The sequence below is a fragment of the Pseudomonadota bacterium genome (assembly GCA_039714795.1).
GTDB lineage: Bacteria > Pseudomonadota > Alphaproteobacteria > JAGOMX01 > JAGOMX01 > JBDLIP01.
This window is the reverse complement of sequence record JBDLIP010000120.1, coordinates 1-4,994: the sequence shown is the minus strand read 5'-3', so window position 1 is coordinate 4,994 and position 4,994 is coordinate 1. Positions and strand designations below refer to the sequence as shown.

At 40.1% G+C, this 4,994-nt stretch carries 3 protein-coding genes; all 3 read right to left on the bottom strand.

Annotated features, from left to right (window positions below; all coding sequences use genetic code 11):
• Window positions 1–392: 392 nt before the first annotated feature.
• The 3 genes from ABFQ95_07525 to ABFQ95_07515 all read right to left on the bottom strand — a co-directional run bounded on the left by ABFQ95_07525 (window position 393) and on the right by ABFQ95_07515 (window position 4,665).
• Window positions 393–1,274 (bottom strand): CPBP family intramembrane glutamic endopeptidase, encoded by an 882-nt coding sequence (locus ABFQ95_07525; protein MEN8237370.1) that lies wholly within the window; start codon window positions 1,272–1,274, stop codon window positions 393–395.
• A gap of 113 nt (window positions 1,275–1,387) precedes the next feature.
• Window positions 1,388–3,592 carry an ABC transporter substrate-binding protein gene (locus ABFQ95_07520; protein ID MEN8237369.1) on the bottom strand — a complete coding sequence of 735 codons (2,205 nt, stop codon included), beginning with the start codon at window positions 3,590–3,592 and terminating at the stop codon, window positions 1,388–1,390.
• Window positions 3,589–4,665, bottom strand: a complete 1,077-nt coding sequence (locus tag ABFQ95_07515; GenBank protein MEN8237368.1) for a hypothetical protein — start codon at window positions 4,663–4,665, stop codon at window positions 3,589–3,591. The genes ABFQ95_07520 and ABFQ95_07515 overlap by 4 nt, the downstream gene beginning before the upstream one ends.
• Window positions 4,666–4,994: the final 329 nt, after the last annotated feature.

Below are 4,994 nucleotides of genomic sequence, written 5' to 3'. Positions count from 1 at the left end.
AGTAGGATACATGACAAAACTCCTTTGTTAAATTGCTATCGCAAAGAAGTCTAGCCCAAGTCGTTAGTGAGAAGCACACACGCTTGCCGGAACCACACTTCTTACTGAACGAGGAGTATACTCTCGTGAAATCAAAACCTCTAATTTAATGATAGCTACCAGCTTGCAGTTTACTTGGGTAAATGAGCATTTCGAGCGTATCAGGAAACAGAGGTTTTGATTTCACTTCAGTATAACTGTAATTTTTCATGTAACACTGTCACCATTTCAGCATAGTTAACCTAAGTTTTGGATAAGGAAGGACTTTGCTTATCCCCCGCGGGCCGTCATCCCGGCCTCCATTTTTCCCCAGCTCGCCAAAAGCTGGAGTGGAAAATTCAGCGTCCGTAGAACTAACCCAGTGCCCGCAAGGCAGGGTAACTAAAAAATAAAATGTGAGTCAGGTTAACCAGAAAATGAACTGCAATTGCCGACTCCAGACGTTTAGATTTAAAATATGCATAACCATACCCCATTCCGGCAATTGTACTAAGCAAAATATAAATGGGTCCTCCGTAATAGTGCAATCCTCCAAAAGCCAAAGCACCAATGCCTATTGCCGGCCAATGTCCGACTTGCATATTTTTGAACCATGAACCGAGCTCCTTTTGCAAAAACCCTCGACACAAAGCTTCTTCAGCAACACAAACAAACAGCAAATTGGTTGGCACCCATAGCCACAAAATGGTTGGTATTTTGGCATCAAAGCGGACATACCCCAAAAACAATCCTAGCCCCATCAGCACGGTTACAAGCAGCACAACAGGCCCCCAAACTGAGCTAAATCCAAATGTGTCACACCAATCCTGTTTTCGGCTATTAAGCCGTATACACGTGGCCAGAAGGACAATAGACAAAAAGATCTTATCGACATTCAGATACGAATGATATGGCCAACTACCGGCACTCAAGCGCACACCACTGAGCATAAGTGGGTTATACACTCCTGGCATCAGATGCAAATAAAACAAATAACACCCGGCAAATATACCCAATGCGTGCACTAATTTGATCCAGCTTGGCTTTTTATACAAAGGATACGTCATAGACAAAAGAGACATAATAAGTAACCATGTTGTCCCTAGACCCGACAGATAACCCAAATAAAATGCTAGAACCACCGCCACAAACCCAAGCAATAATCCAATTGTTGGACGCAACCACAAAGCAACCACAGCCACACTCAAAAAGCCATAGAGTGCAATGCTGAAGGGATTAGTAAAGAAGACAAACATTAAGATAGGTCCCCCATTTGTATTTTAAACACGTTTCGGGAATCGTAAGGCAATTCTAGCTGCATTGCAATCTACAAATTTGGGCTGGACGGTGGAATCGGTGAATACACAGCTCACATATGCAACCAGACATCCTTGCCAGTATCCAACCAAACATCTTTGGAAAATTCTCGTGTTTTAGGATTAAAATCAAGATGCAACCCTTTAAAATCATAACTTTTTAACTTTTCAAATTCTGTAATGATATCCTGCTTGGTAATGGGTAATGGTAATTTCGTTAGCGCATTCACCAGCAAACTTGCAATAATGTAGCCCTCAAGCGAATCTGCATCATATCGCGTACCTGGATACTCTTGACTTATCTGCTGGCGATATTCACGTACAATCTGCAAATCACTGGTTGCTGGATTCGGCACCACACGAGAAATTATGAAATTTAAGCCTTTACCCTGTTTTTGCCCCCTACTCATCCCTGAGGCAAAATCACGAAAACGGTCTGTGAGAAACGAAACTCCCATCAGGGTGATATTAGCTAAAAAAGAAACCCCTAGCTTATTGACAAGTTCTTCAGAGGGCGCCAGCGTTGAAAATAAAAACAAAACGTCTGGATTGCACTGCTTAAGAGTTTTGACTGCATTGCTCACCTCTAGAGTGTTTCGTTGGTAAGAGGCACTACAAATTTGATTTTTCTCAATACCATAATCACTTTCCAGTTTGTTCACAGCAGCCTTTAACACCGACCTTCCGTAAGCATCATCCTGATAAAAAATACCAAAACGTTGCTTTAACAAAGTTTCCCGTGAATACTGAACCAGGGCTCGCGCTTCTTCAGCAAATGAGGGGCGAAAATGCAGTAGATGCGATAGTTCAGATCGGCGTAAAACGTCAACTCCTGAGTAAGGAAACAGCACCAAGATCTCCTGTTTTTCTGCACTTGGAAGCAATGCTGTTGCAGAAACCCCCAAAGGAGAGAGAATAATATTGATTCCCTTGTCTCTTATGAATGTGCGAATATTTCTCACAGCAATAGCTGGGTTGTATTTATCGTTTTGGAAAAAGATGCGTAACAATTTACCACGAATACCTCCAGTACGATTGATCTGACGAATTTTTAAATCAATTCCAGCACGCAGACGCGCCCCCAGCACTCGTGAAGATTCAGATAGATCAAGAGTACATCCTATCGGTACTTCAAACCATTCTGCCTTTTTAAATTCGCCAGCTTTGAGAATTTCACCCGACATTAGTTGAAAACGTTGAACTTTGAAGTTAGAGTCTACAGCTTGTATTTCCTTAACCACCAAAGAAATAGCAGATGCATTCAAATGCGTCCCAATGTCGATCATCGCAAACGCATCAGACTGAAACTGATACAGATTCTTAAACGCAAGTGTCGGACTGGAAAAAACGGTCCAGGTCGGGATTCCTTGTTCCTGTGGCAAAAGATCCAATCCATTGGTGGTTTGGTAAATCCTAGAACGGCTCTGGTTTTTAATAAGAGTAGTAATATTAGGCTCGATTTTTAATAGGTCTGTCGTAGGTGTTGTGTAGAGACCATTGATTACAAGGTATTCTGGTTTTTCCCCTGACATTTTGAAAAATATCTTTGAAGGCAACAGACCAAAAAAGTGGTTTATGTCTTTTATTAACGGATCGTTATCATCTACTACGTTGAGACGCGCACGTAATTCATCTCGAAAATCGTAGTTCTGCCAATTTTCTGCATTTTCATGACTGCCACGCAAATAGAAAACCTTATCTGGATTGCGATGCAAAAGCACTAAAACAACAATAAGAGTTTCAAGACTATAGGCCGAACGATCAATGATATTGCCCATAAAAATAAATTTCACATTCTTACGTTCGATGACAAGCTCATCATTGATGAGCCCTTGGGACTGGAGCTCTTCTAGTGAGCGTACGAGTGAGTGAAACGCTCCATGGAGATCTCCCCAAACCAGTATCTTGTCTCCAGTTTTGATGGGGATACGATCCTTGTCACAAGCGTGTTTTTGACTCCTTAAATTGATATCATCAGTTGCACGTTTTAGCATTTGTAACACTTGATTTCTGTCAGTAAAAATAGTACTTACAGTAAAAATATCTGCCGCCCGTTGGATAGGAGTGCGTTTTTGCGCTGCAAAGAACGAGGAGTAATCAGGATTAATCGGATTTTCGTTATCCATAGGAGGAAATTCAGGCAAAGCACCAGCATATTGCTTTAATTGGCTCAAAGTAATTTCACTGGATTGTACCGCTCCAGAAAGTGTTATGATCAGCAATGTAATAGGGAAAAAGGTTTTCACCCAAATGTTCATAAAATTCTCCTCATAAACCAGTAGAAGAAAAACAACACAATAAATTGTATCGAATAAAATATAGTAGCTTTTAAGGCTCTTGGCATAGCTTTATTGTATTCATAGATTGTTACAAAAAGAATTATGAATGTCGAAAGAAAAAATATCAGATACATTTGATCGGCAAAAACAAAATAGCCAATGTCAGGAGAGACCGTCTCAATAACCAAACGAAGGAACAAAAGTCCTATTAAGCTTCCAATGGCAATATCAATGGGTGCTTCTGATCTAATGTGTTTCCCATGCCATTCGGTGCGAATGATTAAGGCCATAAGACCGAGTAAAAATAGTAATAACCCTGGTCCTAAAATAATGAGCACTTTGCGCAAACCAGGTTTGGCAAAATCAAAGGAAAAAATGACCTGAGGGTGTTTAATTGTTTTGTTTTTACCCTTACCACTGAGGGTCTCTTCGAAGAATCCCGCTTGACCCTCATAACTTTTCAAAGTCCACCCGAAGGGCTGTACACTTTTAGAAATTTTAATGAAGGACCGTTTGGTTTCAAAGTGTAAGTTTTCAGGAGATGCAGCATCTAACTTTAATCTTAGGAAAATTCGATGGTCTGCAAAAGGGAAGTGTTCATGCCGTAAATGCGAGCTAAAGCGCACCCGGGTATTAAATGCTGCAAAAATCTTTCCCTTGATAAGTCTTGTTTGAGGTGGTGATTTTTCGATAATTTCCCCTGGATCAAATGCAAATCCTCCCAAGGTATATAGTGTAATCAAATTGGGGTTAAACTCAAACCAAACAACGGCATCAATGGCAAAGGTATTGGTTTGTGTATCGAATTCAGTAAATTCTTTGATGTAAATACCCGTATTGACTTTTACCGCACCATGGCCAAACTGAATGTTTTGTTGTGGTAAATTCGGATAAAGCTGAGGACTTTTTTCAGCGGCATAAAATTGGTTAGAAGCCAGATAAATCAAATACACAAAACACGATAGCACAAGCAGCATGGTTCCCAACTTAACCCGCTGTCTTAAAAAGAATGAATTTTTGTGTACCTCGTTATTTTTTTGTTTATCAGCCATATTTTCCCCGGTGCCACTTGAATTTATTTAGCACTCATGTAAATTCTAATGCAATATCAAGCGCAATGCAATTGGTGATTTTTGCTATGTGCGATCATATCCAGGGCTACCTCATGAAAAAAAATAATCCATAAATATCTCCCTCCAAAAAATTCTTTGTAATCCGTTTAAATAGCCCAAAAAAGATTGGATTTTATTTAAATTTTTGTTACTATACCTTACTACGTGATATTAATACAACACCACGTAGTAAGGAAAGGAAATAAAATGGCTCATCCAGATTGGGTTTTGCAACATAAAGCGCCAAATACAGAAATAAGGTGCATCAG